Here is a 23,802-nt window from a genome sequence, read left to right as displayed (position 1 = left end):
CTGTTCGGGGGACCCGTTGCGGTCCGCGGCGCCCCGGTAGACCGGCGGCAGGGCGGGGCGGTCGCCTCGGCGACGGCGGAGAGCGTCATCCCGCCCGGGGTGCCGAGCGCGGCGAGTACGGACAGTCCGCGCGCCGGCGACCGCAGGTACTCCGGTCCCAACTCCCTTTTTGCGTCGAGGGAGAACTCCCGCTGCGGAGGCTGTGGCCAGCGGCGCAAGCGGAGTTCGGTGAGCGCCTGGCCCATGTGTTCGGCCGTGCGAGCATCCGGTCCAGGGGCGAAGTCGCGCAGTCCCGCGGCGGTGTGGCGGCTGGTGTGGCTGACCACGCTCAAGGCGCAGACGGTACGGCCCTCCTGCTCTGGCCAGGCCGTCCAGCACGATGAAGCGGAGCAGATCGCCGCGGGACTTCTTGTCGACCTTCATGGCCTCCAGCAGCCTGGGCCACTGGTCGTAGCGGTAGTGCAGCGGCAGCCCGACGGCCTCGAGGACCGTACGGTGGCGATCGGCCGTGGCGTCGTCCAAGCGGCCCGCCAGCCGCCCGAGTTCGGCGGCGAAGTGCATACCCACGGCGACGGCGGCGCCGTGGCGGGCCCGCTGTCGGACTTCGACGAGTTCGACGACTCCGAGGCGATCAGGAGCTGGGGGTCTTCGAGATCGTTGCCGAAGGCTTTGCGCTGGTCCGTGGTCCAGGTGTCGGCGCCGGAGCGCCAGGCTTCGGCGAGGGGGACCATGTGGTCGATGGTGGCCTGGGCGACGCCGGTGACGGTGGTGTCGTCGAAGCGTCCAGCACGGCCGCGCAGCGGTGCGCGCGTGTTCGGGTGGCCGGGCGTGCACCTGTGCGCCCGGCGGTGTGCGGTAGGAGGGCGTTCGAGTGGTGGGAGCATGTGCGCAGTTGTCGCTCGTTCGTGAGGGGTTGTCATGGGCTCCATCTGTCGCGCGGTGCCGCCGGTGCTGCTCTCCTGTCTGCTGTTGGCAGGCTGTTCGTCCGGTTCGCAGTCCGCGTCGGACACTTCGGGGAAAGGCGGAGCGTCGGCGCAGAGGCCCCGCGAGACTGCTGGACCTGCGGGAGCGGTGAAGATCCCGGTGGGTGCGGGGCCGCAGAGGACGTACACGGTGCAGCAGCAGCCGCCCGCGGGCAGCTGTCACTACCGTTACGAGCACGGCGAGCCCCTCGAGGACCTGACCTGCACCCCGGGCGCGATCTCTCCGGCGGTGACGCAGGCGAACCTGGCCACGACGATCTGCCGCAAGGGCGGCTACACCAAGAACATCCGGCCGCCGGAGTCGATCACCGGCAAGGAGAAGCGGGCGAATGCCGCCTCGTACGGCTACAAGGGCAGCCTCGGAGACGCCGAGTACGACCACCTGATCTCCCTGCAGCTCGGGGGTGACCCGAACGACGCCCGCAACCTCTGGGTGGAGCCGGCTGACCCGGGCCACAGGCAGGGCGGCGGGATCAACAACAAGAAGGACCCGGTGGAGACGAAGCTGCACACCGCCGTCTGCTCCGGCAAGGTCACCCTCGAAGGCGCGCAGCAGGCCATCGTCACCGACTGGACCACCGCCCTGTCCACGCTGGGCCTGAACTGACCGGCCCGGAAGGGCGCCGATGCGGCCGCGGCCGGGGGACCCCTTCTGTGTCAGATCTTGCTGGCTGCCTTGTGAACCACTGGTGGCGTCTGGGGTGCGGGCCAGAACGTCAGCAGGTGTGCTTCGGTGGCGGGTTCGGTGTCCTGAATTCGAGCGTGGAGGCGCATGCGCCACCAGGTGGGGGCGTTGTTCTGGCAGTGCAGTGGGATCGCTTCATCCGCTGGTACCTCGCCAGCCGCTGCGCGGCCTGCCTGCCGTGCTCGCCATGCGGGAGGTCGTAAGTGTCGTCCGTGGTGGTCGCGGTCTCCTTCACACCCCAGTTCTACGCCCAGGACGCGGCCGGTCGCAGAGAGCGGCTCAACCTGAGCCGGGACGACGAAGGACGCGTGCCAGTGGCCGAGGCTGTCCTGGTACACGCGCACGCTGGAGGGGTCCGCGGGATGTTCCCGCGACCACACCACCGTCCAGACGATCCCGGCTGCCAGGTGCAGCCGTCCGTTCACCACTTCGGGAGGCAGCACTGCCCGGCGCTGTTCGATTACGGCAGTTTCGGAGAGTGAGTACGGGCGCCCCCCTGCCCGTCGACTAGAAGAGACCGGTGCGCATGTACTGCGTGAGGTTCTCGAGGATCTCGCGCAGCCACGGACTGCGGACGGCCGGCAGCCGGACCAGGGTGTACTGGAAGGTTCCCGGGTCGGCCCGGAACAGGTGATGGGGGCGCGGCACGGGCGGGTCGTCGCGGAGAACGCCCTCGGGCATGGTGCCCGACGCGGGGAGGTGTAGGTGTGGCTCGGGGAAGGCCAGCCACATCCACACGCCGAACGGCAGCGGCACCGGGTATGCCGATGCGGCCGGGCCGGTCGGGCTCCAGGGCTGCGCGGTCTGCGGGTGGGTCGGCAGGAGGAGTATGTCGGCGTCCGGGTCGGGGGCGGACAGTCCCGGTCCGGCCAGGACGGCGCGCCGCGCTGGCGGGCCCGCGGGCAGCAAGGCATCGAGGGCGCGTTGGAACACTTCCGCGATCAGGCCGTGCGGGACCGTCACCGGCCGACCATCCGAGGCTGCCAGCAGGTGGGCGAGCGCCCGGCCGGCTGCCGCCTCCCACTGCGGGCTCCATGACCACCAGTGGTCCAGCCCGAGCAGCGAGCCCCATCGGGTGATCGGCTCGAACGGGGGCGTGCCTTTCCCCTCCACCAACAGTTCCGCCCAGGAGAGTGTTGTGGTGTCGGTGTTGTCGACGGGGAGGCGGCGCACGGCGTCCGGAGCGAGCCAGACCGCCTGCCAGAGTGAGCAGTCGTCGATCCGGTTCGCCACGGGCAGGCCGCACGCCTCGCAGGCCATGTTGGGGCCGTCACCCCAGTCGAGGCCGCAGCAGTAGCCGCCAGCTTTCTCCGGTATGAGCGTGGTGCCGCGGGTATCCCCAGGTGCGATGACGATGGGGCCGGGCGCGCCCTCGGACAAGGCGTGGACCGGCGCGTAGATACCGCGGGCCGCCGCCTCGTCTGGATCGATCTCATCCCACCTCCGCCACGGCGGCCCCCAGGGCTCCGGGTCCACGGCGAATGTGCCCGACTCCATGAGCACCGGGAGCTGAATCCCGTTCCCGTACTTCTGATGGGCATGGGCCGGCAGTGCGACCTGGGACAGCGGGATGGTCAGCCTGGCGCCGCATCCTGCACACACGAAAACGAACAAACGTCCTCCGCTAGAGAAACAGAGGGCATCGTCGCAGCTCCGCGGCGGACCGGCCAACGTGTTTTTCATCCGCTGCGGGGCCGAGCACCGCCACGGCGTGAAGCATCACCGTTCGAATCCTCAATGTGCCTGCTGCCTCCCGAAGTGGTGAACATCTTGAGCCTGAGCACGATAGGTGTCGTATTTGCACGACAACTGTCGTCATCCGCGTCCGACCTCCTGGTGCAGGTGCTCTCGGAACGCCCTCCACGGGTCGCCGGGAAGCGGCGTTGTCGGTGGGCTCTGCCAGGGTGTGCGTCGTGGATGAACTGGTAGAGCGTGTCGACGATCAAGACCGTGTGCTGGGGGTGGTGGTCAGCCGCCGGCAGGCCATCCGGGAGGGTCAGAACCTGCTCTCGGGTAAGTGTCCATGATGTCATGAGTGTTGTACGATCTTGTGCATGAACCTGACGGAATGGGCACGTGCGCAGGGAATTGCCCCGCGTACCGCGTATCGATGGTTCCGTGAGGGCACATTGCCGGTACCTGCGGAACGCGTGGGACCGCGCACGATCCTGGTGAACATCGACGCGAACACCTCACCCTCCGTGACCGGTGGTGTAGGTCTGTATGCCCGTGTTTCCTCGCACGATCAGAGGCCGGACCTGGAGCGGCAGACCGCTCGCCTGTCGGCATGGGCGGCGAAGGCCGGGCAGAAGGTCGTGCGGATCGAATCCGAGATCGCCTCGGGCATGAACGGCTGCCGCGCGAAGGCAAGGCGGCTGCTGGCCGACCCGGCGGTGACCACAGTCGTGGTCGAACACACGGCAGGGCCCTGAGGGCCTGCGGTCCATCCATTGAACGGATGACCCGGTCGACATGTTCGTCTGCCAGCGCCCGCCAGCTCCGGGGGCCGCGGCTGTCGTTGTGGCACACCGCCGCGAGATTGGAGAGGCCGAAGTGCCAACCCGAGTCTGTGGTCACGCGTCCCGGTTCGACCGTTACCTCGATGCCGCGCTCCGCGAAGGCCTCGTGGACGAAGGTACGCAATCGGGCAGCCTCCGCCTCGGAGAGGAACGTGAACTCCCCATCGCGCGGCAGGTCGGCCCCGTCACGACGCTCTCCGCGCCGAAATATACCCACCAGGTCCTCATTCGCTCGAAGATGCGGATCATAGCCGTGACTGGTCCAGGCGTCTTCTTCGGGTGTTCACTCGCGGTGGGGGTGGGACGCCGACGGGCCCTCGGCTTCCCCCAGTGGCCTGCTCCCACACCTGGAACCAGATCACCTGACACGACGAGCGAACCGGAGTAGATCATCTGAGATTCGGACCAGGTCAACTGAGGCGGGACAGAGGCGGCTCTGAGCGAACTGCTCGCCTACTTGGCCCGGGACGTTGTCCCCGGCCCGTAGTGCGCACTGTGCGGCTCTGTGTATCAGTGTCTACAGAGTCTTGTGCGGCGCCGTGCCCGAGCCGTTGAGGAGCTCGTTGATGAGCTGCTCGGTCTCCATCTCCGGCGAGCAGTCCAGCGCCTGGTTGATGTGTTGGACCCGGGTGATGGCGGTGTGTAGTCCGGAGCGGTTGCCGGCGGTGTGTTCGATGCGCATCCAGTCGCGGTAGAGGAGTTCTGCTGTGTCGTCGGCGTCGAGTCCGGTGGTGACGGCGTGGCGTGCGGCGGTGAGGTCGTGGTGGGGGCCTTGGGGGGTGCGGTAGGTGGCCACGGTGTGGGCGATGTCGATGATCCGCGTGGTCATCTCTTGCTGGTGGGGCTCGGCCCAGGGCAGCGGCCGGCCGCCGAACGGCCTTCCGCGCACCAGAGTCAGCGCCTTCTCCAAGTCGGCGAGGCCTGAGGGGCCCAGTGGCAGTGCGTGTTCGACGAGTTGGAGGAAGCGGGTCCAGTCGCAGCGCACACCAGCAGCGAGCCGGTAGGGGTCTGAGCCGGTCTTGCGGCGCGGTACGTAGAGGTGCGACTTCTCATTTCGGTGTCACGGCTTGTTCTCATTTGCATGTCATGCATCTCTACTGGCGAGAGCACGGAAGCGGTGACATCGAATGAGAAATGTTGGTGACATCGTGTGCGAATCCCCAGCGCACTGAAGTGAGAAGGCCATAGGAGTAGGTACCTGACCTCATGTTTTGGGTCGGGACGAGTGCACGGGTCGGCACCGAGTGGGAGCCCGTACGCACAGTGCTCCGGCTCGTCTGTAGTGAAAGACCCCCACGCGTGTGGGGAAAGACCACCTGCAGGACCGGCAGGACACCGGTAGCGTGGGCAGACCCCCACGCGGGTGGGGAAGACAGTTGGACTTCCACCGAGGATGACCAGAGCGACGACAGACCCCCACGCGTGCGGGGAAGACGTCATCCGGCGCACCGTGCTCTGGATGTCCCTGGACGCACCCCACGTGCGTCGGAGGACGCGTGGGCCAGGATGAGTCGTTGCCGCAAGGTGGACAGACCCCCACGTGTGTGAGGAAAGACTGGGCTTGATCCGCTTTGACGGACATCCGAGATCAGGGGCCCTGCCCCGGAAGGATGTCCATCATGGAGAGCATGGGGAAGAAGAAGCCACGCCCTCGCCGCTCGTTCACGCCTGAGTTCAAGGCCGAGATCGTCGAACTGTGCCGACGCGGTGACCGCTCGGTCGGTCAGGTCGCCAAGGACTTCGACCTGACCGAGACCGCGGTGCGGCTGTGGGTCAGCCAAGCTGAGGTCGACGCTGGCGAGAAGGATGGGCTGACCAGCAGCGAACGCGAGGAATTGGCAGCTTTGCGGCGGGAGAACCGCCGACTGCGCGAGGACGTCGACATCCTCAAGCGGGCCACGGCTTTCTTCGCGAAGGAGACCCGGTGACGGTGCACCCGTTCATCGAGGCGGAGAAGCAGGGCGGTCACAACGTCAAGCGCGCATGTGAACTGCTCAAGGTCTCCCGCACCGCCTTCTACGCGCGCCGCAGCGGCAAGCCTGGTCCCCGTGCGGTCCAGGACGCCGAGCTGACCCTGCAGATCGCCGCAGTCCACGAGCGTTCACGCGGAACCTATGGAGCCCCGCGCGTCCATGCCGTGCTCAAGCAGGACGGTGCTGACTGTGGCCGCCGCCGGGTTGCCCGGCTGATGCGAGCGGCCGGTCTGGAGGGCCGGCACCGCAGACGACGGCATGTGACCACGGTTCCTGATCCACGAGCCAGCCTCCGGCCCGACCTCGTGGTCCGCAACTTCGCTCCCGACGCCGCGGGACTCAATACCCGCTGGTGCGGCGACATCACCTACGTTCCGACCGACGAGGGCTGGCTCTATCTGGCCACGGTCATCGACATCGCCTCCCGGCGGGTGGTCGGCTGGGCCACCGCCGACCACCTGCGGACCGACCTGGTCGCCGACGCTCTGCGATCGGCCTGTCTGCGGCGTCGCCCTGCCTATCCGGTGATCTTCCACTCGGATCGCGGCTGCCAGTACACCAGTCAGCAATTCGCCTCCCTGGCCGATGAGTTGGGCATCCGTCTATCGGTCGGACGCACCGGGCAATGCTGGGACAACGCCCTCGCCGAGTCCTTCTTTGCCACCATCAAACGCGAGTTGCTCGGCACCGACGCCTGGCACAGTCGGGCCTCTGCCCGCACCGCGATCTTCGACTTCATCGAGGGCTGGTACAACTTGCACCGGCTGCACAGCAGCCTCGGCTACCGCAGCCCCGCCGACTATGAGACCGCCCTCGTGGCCTGACCACCACACTGAGGGTGTCCGTCAAAACGGAACAAGCTCAAGACCGTATCCGCCGGTCCCTGCTGGAGCAGAACAGGGAAAGACCCCCACGCCTGTGGGGAAGGTTCTTCGTGACCAGTGGGAGAGCCGGCCGGGCTGGTTTGAGCTGCTGTACCCGACGGACTGACCCCCACATGCGTGAGGCAAGCGACACAATTGCGGATCGGCAGGCTGTTACGCGCTCACCTTATCCGAGGCACGCCGCTACATCCGAGCAAACGCTTTCGTCATCACCACGAGTCGCCAACCACCCGATACGGGACTCCTGGGCAGGATACGCGCTTGCGGTGCGGATCCTGACGGTTGCGTTGCCGTACCGGAGGGCGTCACTGGCTGGTCCGCGCAATGAATGCCGCACGTCCCTCTCCTGGCTTGTCGTCGAGCTGTGCACGGGCCTGTGAGATCCAGCAGCGCAGCGCCAGGTCCGAGAGGCTCTCGATGAAGTATCGGTCGGCCAGGACGGAGCCTGGCGGATGAGCCTCCCGCGCACTCATCCACTCCATCAGGACGCTAGCGGCGCCCCGTGCCTGCCACGGCTGGTCCATCGAAGCGCGGGTCTGGCGGCCGCCGGTTGCCCGGGCCCATATCTGGTCCCTGTCGTCGCACACTTCCTTTCGCAAGGCTGCCAGTTCCCCAAGGCTGATGCGTACCAGCTTCTCGACCCGTTCCTCGGGCGACGTCCTCTCCTGACGGCCCATTTGAGCGACGTGGCAGACGGCCGCGTAGTCCCACACAGCAAGACAGTCCTCGTCGACATCACAGTCGAGGTGCAAGGCTGCTGCCAAATCTGCCATGAACGCCAGGTCCGACTCCGGCAGTTCCCGCATCTCCAAGCCAACCAGCACGCCCAGCAACCGCGCGTCCACCTCTTCCCGCGTCGCGTGGGTGAGATCGGACAGACGACGAAGATTGTTCCGCATCTGGCGTACGGCCCTGCCGTTCTCGGCCAGCGAGATCTTGGCTTCCGCCTCGGCCTCTTCGTATTCGCTGTCCATCTCGGCAGCCCACTGCGGCGGAACCTGCGCCTGAACCTGCCCTACCTGCTCCTCGTGGCGCACCCGGCTTTGGAAAAAGGCTCGGGCCAGGGCAGGCTTGAGCGCCATCTCTGGGACGACGGCTCCGGAGAAAAAGGCAAGCAGGGCCAGATCGTCATGCGAGCGTCCAGGGCCGGCATGCCGTGCCAGAGCGCAGACCAGTTCACCCGTGCCCTCCGGGTAGTCCGCTTCACTTCCTCCGCGTGCCGTGCGGCGGACAACAGGGCGCGGGATCAAGCCGTGATGGCGCCAGCGCTCCAGTTGACTGGCGCTTACCGGGAAACCGGACTGTGCCGCCAAGGCCATGAGCGCGCGGTCTGCTCGGCTCGGTGCAGTTCGTGGCATGAGAGGACGCTAGCCAGAAGGCCGACGCGTTACGGCACCAGAGGCGCGGGGGCCGGCTGCTCGCCCAGAACAAGCTGCAGCAGCCTCCCCATGCGCCGCCGGATACTATCCTCCGGCGTTCGGGTGACAGAACGGTCTAGACCAAATGCCGTTGCGATAGCTCGTGGGCGTACGCTGCTTTGCAGTGCTCCCGGGGGTGGTGCGGGTGTCTGCGGACGTGGGTGAGTTATCGGATTTGTCGGGTGACCGTCAGCAGAGACCTATTCGTCTCCGGCACCGACCACCGCAGCTGGTTCGGAGATTGCCCCCCCCGTGTGACGAGCGCGGCCGACCGCTCACGCTGGTCAATCCCGAAGCCCGCGCCATTACCGAGGGTCTCCGGGCGCAGTTTCTCCCCAGCAAGCCGGTCCCAGCCGGATACCCCGACGAGTACACCGAAAGTCACCGCCTATGCGTGCATCATCGCCGACCAGACCCAGGCGATCGGCCCAGCGGTCACGCCTACCCCGGCGCCACCTGGCAGGACATCGACGACGACACCTGTTCGCCTACCGGGACATCGCGACCTCGCGCGTCGGCCTCGCCGTCGTACGTCTCGAAGTTGATCTCAGCGAGACGCTCTGCTACGCGTCGCAAGCGGCCGAGTCCGGACGGGCCTTGCTGTGCACACTGGCGTCGAAAACGACGGCCCCGGCCCTGCCGCGGGCAGGGCCGGGGAGGCGAAGATACGTGCTCTCGGTGGCACTTCAGCGGATGCGAGACATGCGCCCTGTCGCCAGAGCAGGCCACTGCGGCCACTTTCGCGAGAGACGACCGTTGGCTCCAGGGGCCCCGTCGAACAGTCGCTGCGCATCCACAGCAACCCGAAACTCGGACCGGATTGACGGGGCCAACCCCACCCAATATCGTACATGTATTCGATAGGTGGGCTGGCGCGGCATGTGGACGCTGTGCCGGGCCAGGGGGAGACTGCACGTCATGGGAAAGGGTTCTCACAGCGCTGCTCCGAATGCCATCGGTTACCAGCACCAGACCTGGTGGGCCCTGGTCGAGCTGCTGCAGAACGGGGCCAGCAGACCCGATGCCGCGCTGAGTCTGGAGCTTTACGACGACGTGGCGTGGGAACAAAAAGGGACGGCCACGGAACTCCTCCAGGTCAAGCACCACATCGGGCAGCACCGTTCGCTCACCGATACGGCAACGGACGTGTGGCGCACGCTGAAGGTGTGGATGGACGAAGCCTGTCCGTCCGACCCCGCTGGCCCAGCGCTTGCTCTGGTGACGACCGAGACGGCTGCGGAGGGAACGGCCGTCGCAGCCCTGTGCCCGCGCAGCCGCAATGAAGCAGAGGCCACGCGCCTGCTGGAACATGTCGCCCGCACGTCCACGGCCCAGCTGACCGAGGCCGCCCGTACCCAGTTCCTCAGTCTGGGCGATGCGGAGAGATTGACGTTCATCTCCCGCATCCGGGTGATCGACCGCTCACCCCACATCCAGGACGTCGCCGCCCAGGTCAAGGAACGTCTGCACTGGGCCTTGCCACCAGGGCACGAGGACCTCTTCCTGGCCATGGTCTGGCAGTGGTGGGACGAGACGGCGCTCGCCCTGCTGCAGGGCCGGCAACGCGGCATCGACGTCGGCGACGCCAAGGTGGCTATCGCCGACATCCGAGACCAGTTCACCCGCGACAACCTGCCCACCCTGGTGGAACTCGCGGACGTCAATGCGCCAGAACTCGAACAGAAGTACCGCATGCACCCGTTCGTGCAGCAGATGCACTGGGTGGCCTACCCGCCGCGCAACCTGCAAAAAGCGATCGTGGACTACTACCGCGCCTACACCCACTCGGTGCGCTGGCTCGAAGAAGACCTCATCGGGGCAGCCGAGCTGACCCGGTTCGAGAACGAGCTCGTCGACGAGTGGGAGCGTGAGTTCGAGTGGATGCTCGACTCCCTAGACGACGACGCGGACGACGACGCGAAGAAGATCGCCGGCAAGGAATTGCTACGGCAACTCCTGGGCCAGACCAGCCTCGCGGTGCGCTCGCGCTACAACGACCCTTTCTTCGCCCGCGGTCAGCGACACATGCTCGCCGACACTGGCAAGATCGGCTGGCACGCCGACTTCGAGACCCGCATCGCCAACCTGCTGAAGGTGGGCACGTGACGCTGCCGCCTCCTTCTGCCACCGCGACGAGGAGATGAGCATGACCGCATGGAGTGATCGCTCCCCGATCTCCGCCGTCATGCTCAACCCGGCCCTGATGGCGGCCATCCTGGCCAGCGCCGCCCAGGGCCACGAGAAAGAGACGCAGCAGGCCATGCCCTGGGTGCTGGGGTTCGTGACCGCACCCATGGTCCTGCACCAGCCCACCCGCAACGCCCTGCCCACCTCGACCAGAACCCACCTCGGCGCCTGGATCGGCAAGAACCCCGTCCTGCGGGCCGGGTTCCCCGCCCGGGCCCAGGCCCTGGCCGAACCCGTCAAGGAAGGCACCCGGTTCGGCCTGGCCCACCACGCCCTGACCCTCGAGCCCGACGGCCGTGTGAGGTCCCTCTACCGCAGACCACGCGGATTCAAGACGCCCGACGAACTCGACCACATGCTGCGCAAGGCCAGCCTGGTAGGGCGCTGGCTCGCCAAAGCTGACAGCCCGGCGACTGTTTTTGCCGTCCTTGGCGTGGCACCCTGACCGGGTGCAACTGCTCGCGATCATCCTCTACAGCAAGACAGGCGACCGGCAGATCCTGGAATTCACCCCAGGCGCCCTGAACGTCGTGACGGGCGAGTCCAAAACCGGCAAGAGCGCCCTGCTCGAGATCGTCGAATCCTGCCTGGGACGCGACACCCTGCAGATGCCGGTGGGACCCATCACCAGCACCGTGTCCTGGTACGCCGCTCTGTTCCAACTGGACAGCGGCCGAGCCTTCGTTGCCCGCCCCGCCCCCAAGGCCGGCAAAGCCTCCACCCAGCAGGCCATGCTCGCCTTCGGCGCAGACCTCGCACCGTTCGACTACGAGCAGCTCGAGGTCAACTCCGACACCAATGCGGTCCGCGAGCAGCTCGGCCGCCGCATCGGCATCGAGGAGAATCTGCACGAGCCTGCAGCCGGATCCAGCCGCCAGGCACTGGAAGCCCACATCGGTCATGCCGCCCTGCTCTGCCTGCAGCGCCAGAGCGAGATCGCCGACCCCGGCTTCCTCTTCCACCGCCAGGGCGAGCAGTTCATGGCCCAGACCTTGAAAGACACCATCCCTTACTTTCTTGGTGCCGTCCCCCGCGACCAGGCACTCAGGCGAGCCCAGCTCGCGGCGGCCCGGCGCGAGGTGCGCGCCGCCGACACGGCCTACCAGCAGGCCTTCCAGAGCGCGCAACGGGCACAGGCCGGACTCGCCGCGCTGTGGCGAGAAGCCTTCACGCTCGGCATGGTCGAAACCGAGGAGCAGCCCGAGCGCATCGCAGCCCTGGCAGCCCTGCACGCCGCGGTGACCGCCGGCCCCGTGCCGGCGGCCGCCGATCCGCAGACGGCCGCCCGCCGCACCGCACTCGAACAAGAACGCGACCAACTGCGCACCCGCCTCAAAAGCGTGGCCGCGGAACGCGAACTGCTCCTGCAACAAGACAACTCAGCCAGCGACTACGCTGGCGCCGTCCGCACCCAGACGGCACGCCTGGCGAGCCTCAACCTGCTCGGCGTGCGACCGGAAGGCGACCAGGACCCCTCCGCGGTCTGTGCCCTGTGCGGGTCAGCGATGAGCGAACCTGATCCGACGGCCCAAGAACTCCACCACAGCCTTGAGCGACTCGACGCTCAGCTGCAGGGCGTCGAGGCCGCCCGGCCAGCCCGACGTGCCGCTCTGACCGAGCTGGACGAAAGAGCCGACGAACTACGGGCGTCTCTGCGCACCGTCGACAGCACCCTGCAGTCCCTCGTCTCCGCTCGCGCCGTTACCGAGGAACTTGCTGACGCCTCCCGCCGCGACTTCATGCGCGGCCGCATCCATGCAAGCCTCGCCGCGCTTCCCGCCAGCACGGCCGACGAAGTTGCCCGGCTGAAGCAACTGCTGGATACCGCGCAGGCCCGGATCGAGGCGCTGACGGCCGAACTCGACCCCAACGAGGAACGTGAGCAGCTCACCTCACGTCTCGTTGCGATCAGCCAGGACATGACCGACTGGGCCGACCGGCTCCAGCTCGAACACAGCGGGCAGAGCGTACGACTGGACCTCAGCCGCCTGACCGTCGTCACCGACACGGAACAGGGACCAGCTCCCCTCTTCCGTATCGGCAGCGGAGAGAACTGGGTCGGTTACCACGTCATCGTTCACCTCGCCCTGCACCGCTTCTTCACCCGGCAAGGCCGTCCGGTCCCGCGCATCCTGATGCTGGATCAGCCCACTCAGGTCTGGTACCGCTCGGAAGTCGACCAGGCCACCGGAACCCTCGAGGACGACACGGACCGGGCAGCCGTCACGCGCCTGTTCCGCCTCATCCACGATGTGGCCCGCGAACTCGCCCCCGACCTCCAGATCATCGTCTCCGACCACGCAAACCTGGACGAGCCGTGGTTCCAGGAATCGGTACGCCATAACTGGCGCGGCGGCCGCAAACTCATCCCGCAAGCCTGGATCGAACAGGCCGGTCAAACGGGTGACACCGGCAACTGAGCAAAAGCGATCGTGACCGGCCCCAGCGGCCGCCCATCATCCCGCCTACCGCAGTCGTGACGGCCTCGCCGCAGCCGCCCCTGCAGCCACGGGCTCCCGCAGCACCCAGGCGAGCCGGTACACGAAAACGAAGAGTAAGGGTCCGTGCAACGCGGTGTGCGCAGAACGCCAGGCCTGTACCAGCCACGACCTCACCGACTCTTCTCCGTATGCCGGGGGGAGGAAACCGGGGTGAACCCACGTTTGTGGAAGGCATCGCGAAGAAGATGCAGAAGGCCTACGGGGTAGGACGACCCCACGCGCGTGGCGAAGCCGGGCTGTTGGGATCCCTACCGGTGAGGCGAAGGGAACGACCCCCACGTGTGGGGGGAGCATCCCAAGACGATCGTTGTCGACCGGGGAAAGGTCGACAGACCCCCACGCGTGTGGGGAAGACTTCAGCCAGTGGAGGATCGAGATGTCCCTCGCGGACTGACCCCCACGCGTGTGGGGAAGACCCTTGGCGACCTGCGTGTCTGAAGATCAGCGGACCATATTTGACCACTTTACCTGAGCTGGCGGTGCTGGTTGGGGCAGCTCTGTGGCAGCGGTTGCTGCTGATGGGGTTGCGGAGCATCGAGGCGGATCGCGTGAAGGCTGCCGTTCTTGGTGAGGATGTACAGCACGCCGTCCCGCAGCTGCGGGATGCCCTGTGCGGCAGGATCCACTACGGCGGTCGTCATCGTGGGAGCGCCCTGACGCGGTCAGCCGTGCGGGCCGTCGTGATGCCGCGCCCAGTCGAGCCGGTGGATGAGCCACGCGGAGACCGACCAGACGCCGTGGCTGCCAGGCAGGTCATTGGCGTTCAGCTCAGCAACGTAGCCGTCGGGGCCCTGGAAGCCCTGGCGTCCTCGTGCGGGTGGCGTCGTCCCAGGTCGCCCCGGCCCGTGCCCTGCCTCCCACGTGATCCTCCGTCGGGGTTCGCTCCGGCCTGCGTCACCCATTACCGACCTGCCCGACCGGCAATTCGTCACCATCCGCCAACCTCAACTCTGCCGGTCATCGCCGACCTGGAGCGGGCGCTTTGCACGCCCGTGACGCCGTGCGCGGTCAAGGGTTCGACAGACCCCCACGGGTATGGGGAAGACGTCGAGCGGACCTTCGGCAGTATCAACACCCTGGACAGACCCTCACGCACGTGGGGAAGAGACCGCTGGCCCAGGAAAATCTGTTCGACGACGGGAGGTAGACCCCCACGCGTGTTGGGAAGAGTGTCGGTGCGTCGGTGCGGTGTCGTCTGGGCCGGACAGACCCCCATGTGAGTGGGGAGGATTCCCTTGGGCGGTCAGGCGCGCCCAGCCCCGGAACGATGAACCCCCACGAGTGTGGGGAAAACAGCATGGGCCGGTTCTCGTCCAGGGCGATCCGCGACAGACCCCCATGTATGTGGGGAAGACGCGCGTTCACGTCCTTGGTCGTGGGAGTGGGGCGACGGCCCCCCACGCATGCGGGGAGACTCGCTCCACAGCCCGGCTGGGCATCCGTACGGGAGGAGAAGCCTGCCGCCACTGCAAAGACTCTCACCACCGACGGCTGACCCCCACGCACGTGGGGAGGCAGCCCGCTGGTATCCCGTCTTTCCCCGCGTGCTGGACAGACCCCCACGTGTGTGGGGAGGGCGACCGAATCAAGGCTCGACGCATGTACGAGAACGAACGACCCCCACATGTGTAGGAAAGACGGCTGCACATGGTCGGCATCCCAGGCCTGAGAGAAGCCCCCGTGTGTGTGGGGAGAGCATCCCAAGACGATCGTTGTCGACCGGGGAAAGGTCGCCAGACCCCCACCCGTGCGGGGGAGACCTTACCGGGACGGTCTTGAGAGCGACGTCGTGGGAACGACCCCCACGCGTGTGGGGAGGGCGTCGGCCTCGTCGTCGTCATCATGATCCAGAAAGGCACACCCCTACCCTTGTGGGGAGGGCCACGTATCGCCCAGCTGGCCGCCCTGCTGTACGGCTGATCCCCACGCGTGTGGGGAAACACAGGTTCCTGAGCGGCCCGTGATGACCAGCAGGGGCGCACCCTCACGAGAGGAGGAAACCGGTGAGACCTGAATCGCAGGCTACACCCTGCCCTCCCAGGCATGCGTACCGGGGGAGATGCTCTGCATGCGGCAGGATAGGTGCAACACCCCTGATTCCAGGGCGGGTTGACGTAGAGCGGAGCGGGAGCATTCGGTGGGAGTGCGGGAGGATGCCCGGCGCGGCGGGATCGATCTGACCCCGTGGGGCAAGTTCGACCGCGGCGCGTGGGCGGTGTATCCACTGCTGTTTCATCTGCTGGATGTCGCGGCGCTCGCGGGTGTGGTCTGGGACCGGTATTTGACCCGCGGTCAGCGTCGGCTGATCGCCGCCGGGCTGGGGCTCACCCTGGCCGAGGCGCGCTGTCTGGTGATGTTCATCGCCGGCCTGCACGATCTGGGCAAGTTGTCGGCGTTCCAGGAACAGGAGGCGTATCCCTGGGCCCGGGTCAGCGACACCCTGCACGCGGACACCTGCAACTGGCGGCGTCTGCCGCATGAACGGGCGTCCATGCACAGTGCGCTGCATCTGCTCGCCGAGGCCGGCTATCCGGCGGACACCTCCGACAGCCCCGGAGTGCTCGTCGCGCAGATCCTGGGCGGCCACCACGGCCGGTTCCTGCAGGTCGACATCGACGGTGCGGCCAAAGCCTCCCGGGTCAACCTCGCCCTGGGCGGGCCGGCCTGGCAGGATCTGCGCCGCCGCTACTTCGCCCTGCTGCGCCACCTGACCGGCGCCACCGCGGTGCCCTCGGACGTGTCGGTGCCGGCGGCCGTGCTGATCACCGGAATCGGCATCATCGCGGACCGGCTGGCCAGCCAGCGCCACTACTGGCTGCCCAAGGCCCAGGCGCCCGCCTTCGGCGCCGACGAGCACTACGCCCAGGCCGTCCGGGACGCCCCCGCCGTGGTCGAGGAGTCCGGGCTGACCCGCATCACCCTGCCGCAGGTGCCATTCACCCAGGCCCACGGCGGCCTGGAGCGGCCGAACGACCTGCAGGCCTCGGTGATCGAGCAACTCACCGCCGCGGTGGGCGAGAAGGGGCTCGGCATCCTGGTGGTCACCGACGCCACCGGCGGAGGAAAGAGCGTCACCGCGCTGGAAGCAGCACGGATCTTCAACGCCTCCGGTGACACGGCCGGCATCCTGTGGCTGCTGCCGACCATCGCCACCACCGACGCCGCATACGACCTCCTCGAGGCCTACGTCGCGGCCCACCATCCCGAGCACGCCCCGGTCTCCCTGGTCCACAGCCACAGCTACGACAACACCGCCTACCACGACCACCGCCTGGCCGCCCACGAACCCTCCACCAGCGACGCCTACTGGCCCGACAGCGACGACGGCGACGACGACGAGGGCAGGCCGACTGCGGGGGAGCGGCCCGAAGAACGCGTCACGGTGCCCGACGGCTGGCTGCGCGGCTGGGACAGGGCCCTGCTGGCCCAGTTCACCGTCGCCACCCACGACCAGGCCCTCATGGCCGCCCTGCCGGTCCGCTTCAGCGCCCTGCGCCTGCTGGCCCTGTGCGGTCGGACCGTCATCGTCGACGAAGTCCACGCCCTGCCCCCGTACATGCGGCAAACACTGTCCCGGCTGCTGCACTGGCTCGGCGCCCTGGGCTGCCCCGTGGTGCTGCTGTCCGCGACCCTGCCCGGCCACATCAGCAGCCAACTCGTCCGCAGCTATCTCGACGGCGCCGGCCACCCGCACCCCGAAACAGCCCACCTGGACTGCCGGCCCCCCTACCCGGGCTGGCTCTACGCCGCAGCCTCGGACGCCTCCATCACCCGCATCGACCCGGCCGCGGCCGAAGCCCACGCCGACCGCCACCGCCGCCGCGCCGACATCCGTCTCCACCCCGTGCGCCACCCCTCCTGCACCGACCCCGAAGACACACCCGCCCGGGAGAGCCGCCTGGAGCGGATCACTCAGGAGATCGCCCCCGTCGCCCGCTCCGGCGGCTGCGCCGCGGTGTACTGCGCCACCATGGCCGACGCCCAGACCACCTACACGCATCTGCGTACCGCCCTCGACTGGCCGGACGGCGGCCCTGACGGCCAGCTGCTCCTGCTGCACGCCCGCCTGCCCGGCCACCAACGCGAGGCTCTTACCCGTCGTATCCGCACCGCCCTGGCCTCAGCCGGCGAGCGCCCCGGGCGGCTGGTGGTCGTCACCACCAGTCTGCTGGACATGAGCCTCGACATCGACGTCGACGTCATGGTCAGCGACCTGGCGCCCCTGCACACCCTCCTGCAACGCCTGGGCCGCCTGTGGCGCTTCGACCACATCAAGCGGCCCGACTGGCTGTCCGGCGATCGCCCCCGCCTGATCGTCCTGGAGCCCACCGACCATCGCGGCCGCACCCTCCTGCCGTCCGCCTGGCGCCCCCTGGACTCCCCGTTCCTGCCGCTCGCCACCGCCGCCTACCTCGCCCGACGGCCCGAGCAGCCGCTCACCCTGCCCGACGACGTGCAGCAGCTCGTGGAAGCCGTACACGGAGACGCCGACGCCCTGGCCCGCACCGACGCCGCCCTGCGCCGCAGCCACACCCTGCACCAGGCCCGCACCCGCACCGAGGAACACCACAGCCTGCTGCACCTGGTCCCGGCCTGGCACGACACCCTCTCGCTGTCCGATCTGCACCGCCAGAACCTGCACCCCCGCGAGGCCGCCACCCGCCTGGGCGCCATGCCCCGCCGCCTCCTGCCCGTCTACCGCATGACCGGCGGCCGCCTCACTCTGGACGCGGCCGGCACCCGGCCACTGCCCGAGCACCGCAAACCCACCACCGCCCAGATCCGTACGATCCTCCAGCACACCCTGCCCGTCCCCGCCGCCTGGGTCGCCGGCCGCACAAGAGACCACCACATCCCCGCCTCCTGGCGCAGCCACGCCCTCCTCGCCGACCTCGTCCTGCTCCCGCAGGACGCCGGCGACCCTTCCCGGCCGGTGCGCTTTGGCCGGCACCGTCTGCACCTCGACGGCGCCCTGGGACTGGTCCACACCGAAGACTGAACCGCTTCCCGCTTCCCGCCGCCTGCCCGAACCCCTTCACGGGCATCGCCGTTGCAGGAAGGCCGGACCTTCCTGCCCGGGGCACGCAGCTGCGCGGTGCCAGAAGACAGAAGGCCCGCGAATTCTCATCCCAGGCCGCCAGGGCTTCTCATCCGATGCCCCCTGCCGCGGCTGGGATCAGACAGGAATGCCTGACATCTGAGCGAGAACCGGCAGTGACATCGAAATGAGAAGTGACAGCTGTCGCACCGTCGGCACGGATTGAGGAGTGCGGTCCGGAAATGACTTACGTTCAAAAAAGGGGCACCGACCGGTAATTGTCGGCTGGACTATGTGGTTCGGAAGCTGCTCGTCTATAGCTAATATGGAAACGCGGAGCCGGACTGAGGTTCGAGTCCGGTCTCGCGCGCCCTGCCTGCTGCGCTGTGTGCACCGCACCCTTGGTGCCCCCGTGGTGCAGGGGCGGCACGTCGGCGTGGCCTGACCCGGCCCGCGCCCGCACCGTCTGCCCCTTCCTTTCCTTTCCTGCCGCCCTGGTGCGCCCCTGGTGTCTTGGCCTGTGCAGAATCCCGCTCCGGCGCGCGAGCCTTCCCGAAATCCCTCTCTTGTTCGCACCCGGCAATGGATCCTGTGTGTCTTCCCCGCATTTTGAGACCGACAAAGAACCGTGTATTCCCGTCCTCTTCCCGGACGGGCGCCAGGAGGAGTTGGGGTGGCGGGACGTGCTGCTGCGCGCCCACCTCATCAAGGACCTGGCACTGCCGGTGCCGCCGGCGGCATCCGCCGTCCTGCGCCTGCTCGTTGTGATGGCCGCACGGATCAGCGGCCTGGACGCACGGAGAGAGCGACGCGTGACGGCACGTCAGTGGGCGGCCCGCCGCCGCGAGTTACTAACGCATCCCGCCGGGTTCGACCCCGACGCCGTCCACGCCTACTTCGACAACTACATCTGGGACCTGTTCCACCCGGAGCGGCCGTTCCTGCAAGACCCGAGACTGGCCAGCCAGTGCCCGCAACGCGCCGGCGTCAACAAGCTGGTCTTCGGCCGCCCCGAGGGCAACAACCTTTCCTGGCTCAGCCCGCACTCCGACAGCGACCCACAGCCCGTGCCCAGCGCCCAGGCGCTATGGCACATGCTCATCCACCACTACTACGGCGCGGCCGGACAATGGTCCGTGCGCACCGTAGGCGGCCGCTCCCTCAACCGGGCCAAAGCCGGCCCACTGCGCTCGAGTCTGTCCTTCCACCCCCTGGGCCGGACCCTGTACGAGACCCTCCTGGCCGGCATCCCCAAGCCCGACCCGTCCTGGCCGGACGCAGTGGACCACTGCCCGTGGGAGGAACCGCTGCCCCACCCCGACCCCGACGACGGTGACCCCGTCGAGGGCCCGGACCCCGATACCGCGCCGCCGCCGGTGTCCTCACCGGGCCGTCTGCTGACCGGCCGCTCACGACATGCCGTCCTTCTCATCCCGGCACCGGACGGACGCCACGTGACTGACGCCTACCTGACCTGGGCCACCCAGAAAAAACTCCCGGCCCTCGACCCGTACCTCATCCATCACGTCCATGCGGACGAACCGGTCACCCGACGCCACCGACCACGCCGCGCGGACGCCGACCGGGCCCTGTGGCGCGACCTGGACGCGCTGCTGCTGGCGGGCGATGAGGACGACCGCAAGGGCACCCAGGCAAAGAGCGGAAAAGGCCGCTACACCGTCCAGCGACCCGACGCCTTCACGACCCTCAACGACCTGCCCCCCGACCTGCGCGCCGCCCTGCGGGTGCGGGTCTACGGATTCGACCAGGACGGCAAGACCACCAACCGCACCTGGTACACGGCCCTGACCCCGCCGATCTGGCCCTGGATGCAGGAATGCGACCCGGCCGCGGCCGAGCGGATCGCCGCATGCCGCAAGGCCGCCGAAGAGATCGGCGCCCACCTCGACCGACTCTCCCAGGACGCCTGGAAGCAGACCACCAACTCCGGCAGCCCCCGGCACCTGCCGCCCTGGACCCGCAGCGCCCGCACCCTGTACTGGCCCCGCGCCGAGGCCACCTTCTGGAATTTGCTGAACGAACCCGCCCGCAGCGCCCGCGCGGCGTTCGCCGCGGACGCCATCGACGCCCTGCGCACCGCCACCCGCCCGGCGATAGCCCAGCACTTCCGCGCCGCCGAAGCCGTCGCCACGGCCCTGGCCCAGCTGTGCCTGCGCAGCCGCTGATCCTCCCTCACCACATCCCTCTGCCCACTCTTTCTTGCCGCCTTATCGGAGGCTGCCGCCCCTATGCCCGTCACCACCGCGCAACGCCGCGCCCACTACGACGACTTCGTCCGCCAGGTCATCACCCTCTGCGCGGTCAACGGCATCCGCGCCGACCTCAACTCGGGCTTCGGACGGCCCGTCGCAGAGTGCTCCCGGATGCCAGAGCACCTCACCCGGCACATCGCCGGCTTCGGAGCACGCCGCGCCCACTACACCGTGGCTTCACTCATCGCCCTGCACCGCGACCTGCCCCACGAAGAAGGCCCCTACCAGCCGGAGCAGCCCGCCCCCGGCAAGGAACAGGACGCCGCCACCACACCGGCCGCGAACACGGCTCCAGCATCCGACCCGTCGAGTTCGGCACCGGCGGCGAGCACGGCTGAGCGGCCCTGGCGCCGCCGTCCCGATCTCGGCACCCACCTCGCCATCGCCGTGGCCCGCTACGGCTTCAAAGAGGCCACCATGACCAACCGCGTCAAAGCCCTCACCCGGCTCGACACATCGCTGCTGCACCCGCGGCTGTGGACGCTGACCAGCCACCTGAACAGCCGCGGCGCCGCCCGCCTCGACTTCGCCGTCCTGCTGGAGGACCTGGCCTGGTGGGACGACGACCAGCTCGAGATAGCGGCCCGCTGGCGCGAGAACTACTTCCTCACCCTGCACACCCTGACGTCCAAGGAGCAGTGACATGACCGCCTACGCCCCCGCCCGCTACGCCGACTTCCACATCCTGCACCCGTTGCCCGCCTCCCTCCTCAACCGAGGAGAGGACGACCTGCCCAAGACCCTGAACCTGGGCGGCGTGGTCCGCGCCCTGGTGTCCTCGCAGTCCTGGAAGCGGGCCGTGCGCCTGCGTCTGGAGGACGTCCTGGACGAGCACGCCGCCCGCACCCGCATGCTGCCCCTGCGGGTGGCCGACGCCCTGCGCGCTGCCGGCTGGCCCACCGACCTGGCCGCCTTCGCCGGAACCCAGATCGTGCGCTCGGCCACCACGGAAGGCCTCAAGACCGAGGAAAACCAGCGCGGCATCACCTCGGCCACCCTCTACCTGCCGCGCGACGTCCTCAACGACCTCACCGACCTGTGCACCGAACACCGCCCGCACCTCGAAGAAGCCCTCGTTAAGGAAACCGCCGCACAGACCGCCCCGGCCAAGGGCACCCGCAAGAAGCCCAAGGCGGAGGCCGTCCTGCCCACGCCCAGGGTTGCTTCCGTGATCCGCCGGCGCACCGCGACCATTAACCTCTTCGGCCGCATGCTCGCCGAGGTGCCCGACGCCCACGTCGACGGCGCCGTACAGATGGCGCCCGCCTTCACCGTCCATCCCAGCTCACCCCAGCCCGACTACTTCACCGCCGTCGAGGACTGGGCAGCCCCGAACGAGGCCGGCAGCGCCCACCTGCAGACCGCGTTCTTCACCACCGGCCTGCTCTACCGCTACGCCACGGTCAACCTCACCGAACTGACCCGCAACCTAAACGGCGACCACGAACAGGCCCTGCACCTGCTGGGCCTGTTCGCCGACGCCTTCATCGACGTCATGCCCGGCGCGAAGAAGACCTCCACCGCCCCGCACACCTACCCCCACCTGGTCCACTACACGATCCGTGACCGCCGCCCCGTCTCCTACGCCGGCGCTTTCGAACAGCCCGTCAAGCACGCGCCCGGCGGCGGCTACACCGCTCCCGCCATCACAGCCCTGTCCGAGCATGCTGGCGCCCTGAACCGGCTGCTGGGCACCCGCCGCCTTGTCGGCTGCGGCTACGCCACCCTGCACCCCGGCCCCGTCGACCACCTCGGCATCGCGCACGCCGGCCTCGACGACTTCATCGACGCCCTCACCAAAAACGCGGCCCTGCCCACCGGGACCCTCGTATGAACGGCATCCTGCTGCGCCTGGCCGCACCGCTGATGTCGTTCGGAGAACACGCCGCCTTCCACTACCGCGACACCCTCCCCTTCCCCTCCCGCTCAGCCCTCATCGGCCTGTTCGCCGCCGCCGACGCACGCCCCCGCAACGAAGCCCTCGCCCCCGACCCGGACGCCGGCCAAACCCCCTACACCGACCTGACGTTCACCGTCCGCATCGACCGCCCCGGCACCCGGCACACCGACTACCACACCGTCGGCGGCGGCCGCCCGCACCGCCAGGGCCTGCGCACCAGCAGCGGCGCCTACCGCCCCCGCGAGAAGTCCACCCTCATCACCGAACGGGTCTACCTCGCCGACGCCGTCTTCACCCTCGCCGTCCAAGGACCCGACCCGCTCCTGGAACACCTCCTGAAGCGGCTCGAACAACCCGCCTTCGGCCCCTACCTCGGCCGGCGCGCCTGCCTCCCCAATGAACCCCTCGTCCTCGGCGGCCCGCACCCCGATCCCATCGGCGAACTCCTTCACCACGTCCCGCTCAGCCTCACCACACCACCGAGCACCGCCACCGTGCCTGTCGCCTTCGTCTGGGAACACCCGCCCTCCCACGTACCCGCCGCGCACAGCGAACGCGAAGTCGCCGACGTCCCCCACGACTTCACTCCCACACGACGCTTCCACAAGACCCGCCGTACCTGGCACACCACCGAAGAACTGCCCGCCGCCCTGTACGCCCCACCCCCCGTACTCACCGAACTGACCGCCTACATCCACCAGGACGCCACCCCGTGACCAGCACCCCAACCGACGCCCTCGCCACCACAGCGACACTGACCCGCATCCGCCTCAACCGCCGTAGCCCGGCCGCCCGCCGTGACCTGGCCGACGCCGTCAGCCTGCACAAGAGCGTGATGCTCCTGGCCCCCGACGACCTCGGCGAAAACCCCCGGCAGCAGGCCGGCCTGCTCTTCCGCCTGGAAGACGCCACCGACGACACCCCACCCACCCTGCTCGTCCAGTCCCACCAGCCGCCCGACCTCACCCGCCTGCCCCACCACTACGGCACGGCCGAAACCCGACCCCTGCACCCCATGTTCCAGGCCCTGACCCCCGGCCGAGCGGTGCGCTACCGCATCACCGCCAACGCCAGCGCCGCCCGCCGCGTCCTGGACGACCACCACCCCGTCGACAACAAGCACGGCCGGAAAATCGTCGCGCTCTACGGCGACGACGCCCTCGCCTGGTGGCAGCGCCGCGCCCACCAAGCCGGCCTCACCCTGGCCAGCACCGACATCACCCCTGCCCGCTTCCCCCGCGCACGCCGCCGCGCCGACAAGCCCGGCGAACAAGCCCACTCTCCCGGCCCCATGCACGCACTGACCCGCTTCGACGGCCTGGCCACCATCACCGACCCCGACCAACTCAGCCACGCCCTGCTCACCGGCATCGGCCGCGGCAAGCCCTACGGCGCCGGCTTGCTCACCCTCGCCCCCGCCTGACCCACCCGCGCCCCGACG

16 protein-coding genes and 2 pseudogenes are annotated in these 23,802 nt (G+C 68.6%); 13 read left to right on the top strand and 5 right to left on the bottom strand.

Translation table 11 applies throughout. The annotated features are described in order from the left end of the window. Nucleotides 1-357 precede the first annotated feature (357 nt). A pseudogene (locus tag ACFY2Z_RS29915) lies at nucleotides 358-600 on the bottom strand (3-dehydroquinate synthase); the annotation flags it as partial. Between the two features lie 471 nt (nucleotides 601-1,071). Between ACFY2Z_RS29915 and ACFY2Z_RS29910 the strand changes: the two are divergent. Beyond that, nucleotides 1,072-1,590: a hypothetical protein gene (locus ACFY2Z_RS29910; protein WP_390747198.1), complete on the top strand. Its 519-nt coding sequence runs from the start codon at nucleotides 1,072-1,074 to the stop codon at nucleotides 1,588-1,590. Nucleotides 1,591-2,175: 585 nt separating this feature from the next. Here ACFY2Z_RS29910 and ACFY2Z_RS29905 read toward each other — a convergent pair. Further along, nucleotides 2,176-3,282 carry a hypothetical protein gene (locus tag ACFY2Z_RS29905; RefSeq protein WP_390747197.1) on the bottom strand — a complete coding sequence of 369 codons (1,107 nt, stop codon included), beginning with the start codon at nucleotides 3,280-3,282 and terminating at the stop codon, nucleotides 2,176-2,178. Nucleotides 3,283-3,722: 440 nt separating this feature from the next. Here ACFY2Z_RS29905 and ACFY2Z_RS29900 point away from each other — a divergent pair, with 440 nt between their 5' ends. Then, complete coding sequence (locus ACFY2Z_RS29900; protein WP_390747196.1) at nucleotides 3,723-4,100, top strand: recombinase family protein; 378 nt, start codon at nucleotides 3,723-3,725, stop codon at nucleotides 4,098-4,100. Nucleotides 4,101-4,704: 604 nt separating this feature from the next. Here ACFY2Z_RS29900 and ACFY2Z_RS29895 read toward each other — a convergent pair. Continuing rightward, a pseudogene (locus ACFY2Z_RS29895) lies at nucleotides 4,705-5,223 on the bottom strand (bacterial transcriptional activator domain-containing protein); the annotation flags it as partial. A gap of 592 nt (nucleotides 5,224-5,815) precedes the next feature. On the opposite strand from ACFY2Z_RS29895, the gene ACFY2Z_RS29890 reads away from it, so the two are divergent. Together ACFY2Z_RS29890 and ACFY2Z_RS29885 are read left to right on the top strand one after the other, a co-directional pair. Next, on the top strand, nucleotides 5,816-6,115 hold the full coding sequence (locus tag ACFY2Z_RS29890; RefSeq protein ID WP_158101146.1) for a transposase: 300 nt from the start codon (nucleotides 5,816-5,818) through the stop codon (nucleotides 6,113-6,115). Then, a complete protein-coding gene (locus ACFY2Z_RS29885; protein ID WP_390747195.1) occupies nucleotides 6,112-6,984 on the top strand; it encodes an IS3 family transposase in 873 nt (290 codons plus the stop codon). Before ACFY2Z_RS29890 ends, ACFY2Z_RS29885 begins: the two co-directional genes overlap by 4 nt. Nucleotides 6,985-7,349: 365 nt before the next feature. Here the strand turns inward: ACFY2Z_RS29885 and ACFY2Z_RS29880 are convergent, their stop codons facing one another. After that, on the bottom strand, nucleotides 7,350-8,363 hold the full coding sequence (locus ACFY2Z_RS29880; protein WP_390747194.1) for a hypothetical protein: 1,014 nt from the start codon (nucleotides 8,361-8,363) through the stop codon (nucleotides 7,350-7,352). A gap of 1,017 nt (nucleotides 8,364-9,380) precedes the next feature. On the opposite strand from ACFY2Z_RS29880, the gene ACFY2Z_RS29875 reads away from it, so the two are divergent. Genes ACFY2Z_RS29875 through ACFY2Z_RS29865 form a run of 3 tightly spaced genes read left to right on the top strand, consistent with a single transcriptional unit; the run spans nucleotide 9,381 to nucleotide 13,069 of the window. Further along, nucleotides 9,381-10,568, top strand: coding sequence for an ABC-three component system protein (locus tag ACFY2Z_RS29875; protein ID WP_390747193.1), 1,188 nt, complete (start codon nucleotides 9,381-9,383; stop codon nucleotides 10,566-10,568). 40 nt (nucleotides 10,569-10,608) lie between these two features. Further along, nucleotides 10,609-11,094, top strand: a complete 486-nt coding sequence (locus ACFY2Z_RS29870; RefSeq protein WP_390747192.1) for a three component ABC system middle component — start codon at nucleotides 10,609-10,611, stop codon at nucleotides 11,092-11,094. 4 nt (nucleotides 11,095-11,098) lie between these two features. Then, on the top strand, nucleotides 11,099-13,069 hold the full coding sequence (locus ACFY2Z_RS29865; RefSeq protein ID WP_390747191.1) for a DUF3732 domain-containing protein: 1,971 nt from the start codon (nucleotides 11,099-11,101) through the stop codon (nucleotides 13,067-13,069). Between the two features lie 545 nt (nucleotides 13,070-13,614). On the opposite strand, the gene ACFY2Z_RS29860 is transcribed toward ACFY2Z_RS29865, so the two are convergent. After that, the gene (locus ACFY2Z_RS29860; RefSeq protein WP_390747190.1) at nucleotides 13,615-13,791 is read right to left on the bottom strand and encodes a hypothetical protein; all 177 of its coding nucleotides are present in this window, start codon (nucleotides 13,789-13,791) and stop codon (nucleotides 13,615-13,617) included. Between the two features lie 1,496 nt (nucleotides 13,792-15,287). Here ACFY2Z_RS29860 and cas3 point away from each other — a divergent pair. From cas3 to cas6e, 6 genes are all read left to right on the top strand, one after another. Next, nucleotides 15,288-18,149 carry a CRISPR-associated helicase Cas3' gene (gene cas3, locus ACFY2Z_RS29855; protein ID WP_390747189.1) on the top strand — a complete coding sequence of 954 codons (2,862 nt, stop codon included), beginning with the start codon at nucleotides 15,288-15,290 and terminating at the stop codon, nucleotides 18,147-18,149. Nucleotides 18,150-18,574: 425 nt separating this feature from the next. Continuing rightward, nucleotides 18,575-20,374 carry a type I-E CRISPR-associated protein Cse1/CasA gene (gene casA, locus ACFY2Z_RS29850; protein ID WP_390747188.1) on the top strand — a complete coding sequence of 600 codons (1,800 nt, stop codon included), beginning with the start codon at nucleotides 18,575-18,577 and terminating at the stop codon, nucleotides 20,372-20,374. A gap of 63 nt (nucleotides 20,375-20,437) precedes the next feature. Further along, complete coding sequence (locus ACFY2Z_RS29845; RefSeq protein ID WP_390747187.1) at nucleotides 20,438-21,103, top strand: type I-E CRISPR-associated protein Cse2/CasB; 666 nt, start codon at nucleotides 20,438-20,440, stop codon at nucleotides 21,101-21,103. Nucleotide 21,104: 1 nt separating this feature from the next. Beyond that, nucleotides 21,105-22,295 (top strand): type I-E CRISPR-associated protein Cas7/Cse4/CasC, encoded by a 1,191-nt coding sequence (cas7e, locus tag ACFY2Z_RS29840; protein WP_390747186.1) that lies wholly within the window; start codon nucleotides 21,105-21,107, stop codon nucleotides 22,293-22,295. Next, a complete protein-coding gene (gene cas5e, locus ACFY2Z_RS29835; protein ID WP_390747185.1) occupies nucleotides 22,292-23,077 on the top strand; it encodes a type I-E CRISPR-associated protein Cas5/CasD in 786 nt (261 codons plus the stop codon). The genes cas7e and cas5e overlap by 4 nt, the downstream gene beginning before the upstream one ends. Next, on the top strand, nucleotides 23,074-23,784 hold the full coding sequence (cas6e, locus tag ACFY2Z_RS29830) for a type I-E CRISPR-associated protein Cas6/Cse3/CasE (protein WP_390747184.1): 711 nt from the start codon (nucleotides 23,074-23,076) through the stop codon (nucleotides 23,782-23,784). The genes cas5e and cas6e overlap by 4 nt, the downstream gene beginning before the upstream one ends. The last annotated feature ends 18 nt before the right edge of the window (nucleotides 23,785-23,802 follow it).

The organism is Streptomyces sp. NPDC001222, from assembly GCF_042896945.1.
GTDB classification, from domain to species: Bacteria; Actinomycetota; Actinomycetes; order Streptomycetales; family Streptomycetaceae; genus Streptomyces; species Streptomyces gibsoniae.
Note: the sequence above shows the minus strand (reverse complement) of the source record. Positions and strands in the feature narration are given on the sequence as shown.